General features: G+C 43.7%; 1 protein-coding gene. It reads right to left on the bottom strand.

Annotation, left to right across the window (positions count from 1 at the left end):
* A partial coding sequence (locus DWV53_RS15190; protein ID WP_259319015.1) for a DUF2958 domain-containing protein occupies nt 1-294 on the bottom strand: 294 nt, incomplete at its 3' end.
* Nucleotides 295-1595 lie beyond the last annotated feature (1301 nt).

Here is a 1595-nt window from a genome sequence, read left to right as displayed (position 1 = left end):
CTCCACTCTGACCTTGCCGAGTCCGAACTTGGTTGCGTCCAGTTCCACACTTGCCAGTTCATTGGCAGAAATGTAGCTGTACTCAGTCTCTGCCAGACCTACAACGATGCCAAAGAGCACAAAATCATCATTTTCTCGCCGTCCTTCAAGAATGTACCAGCGAGCGTTGCCGATGAAAAACACTGCGATGCAAACTGCATCCTTCTTTTTGCTATCCTGGGAATAGAGCGGATAGTCCTGCATTGCCTTCTCCAATTCTGGAGTAATCAGGCGGTTGTTGAAATCTTTTGCCATAGTCTCTAAATTTTTTCTCCCTTTCGTTAAGTCCTTTCGGACTTGGGATCGGGAAGCTTTTTCTGCTTTTCAAAGTGCGTACAAGGCAATAAGGCAAGTCTGATGGGAAAAATACTCTTTTGCATGTTACATGGAAAAGGAAGATTGTTACCGAATCACGACTTGCTATTTGCCAAATACGCGATAACTTTGCAGAAAAAGAATCCCGAAATCCCAAAGACGATACGGAATCATAGACTTCTGGTTTCAGTAAGAAGAAAAAATATAACAGGGAATGACTGAAGGGATAAAAAAAGCCGGGTGGGAATAGTCCAAGCAAGTATCAACAGTTTTAAAAGCCAGGGTGTTGTTCCTTCGTAAGTCAATATAATCGGCCTGCGAAAGAACAACACCCTGACTAACTGTTCATGCTTACTGGACTATGGCGTGGGCGAAGATTATAAAGAAGAAAAGCCGACAGATTTATAAAGGAAAGACAGAATGCCTATAAAGAGGAAGACCAGGATATTATAATAAGGTGGAAGGGAGGGAAAATGAAGGTTGATGCTGTGAGCCAGTGCCCTCCTCGACGAATGGACATGCAGTAGTGTCAAACTGATTAAGTGGGAATCGCTTGCGTCCCACCTACTCAGTTTGTAAGCTACCGCATGTCGTTTCGTGGGCACCTTCCGACTGAGGGACTTTGCACTTACGTCATGCTCTGCAGACATAACTGCAAAGTCTATCAGGTGGAACTCCAGTAGCATCCTTCATGGTGTGGGGCGAAGCATTATCATCTCGTTTATAAAAATGCAAATCTATAAAGGCCTGCTACTCATCATGGAATGAGGGTTTCAAGGTGTATTCATGTGTACACGTACACACCTATCCATGTATATATGTATTCACGTCCACATGAATACATTTTAAAAGAGGAATACCATTATATTATAATAAGGTGGAAGGGAGGGAAATGAAGGTTGATGCTGTGAGCCAGTGCCCTTCTCGACGAATGGACATGCAGTAGTGTCAAACTGATTAAGTGGGAATCGCTTGCGTCCCACCTACTCAGTTTGTAAGATACCGCATGTCGTTTCGTGGGCACCTTCCGACTGAGGGGCTTTGCACTTACGTCATGCTCTGCTGACATAAATGCAAAGTCTATCAGGTGGAACTCCAGTAGCATCCTTCATGGCGTGGGGCGAAGCATTATCAGGGAAAATCAGCCGATTATCACTATGAGAACAGCTCATTTTGGTTAAAATCCGCATGTTTATACCATTTTTTTGCTGCTACGCAAAAAGATTTCGCACTATTTTTGT

This window comes from Segatella copri, from assembly GCF_003465495.1.
Taxonomy (GTDB): domain Bacteria; phylum Bacteroidota; class Bacteroidia; order Bacteroidales; family Bacteroidaceae; genus Prevotella; species Prevotella copri_G.
The sequence above is the reverse complement of the archived record's forward strand: the minus strand, read 5'-3'. Positions and strand labels throughout refer to the sequence as shown.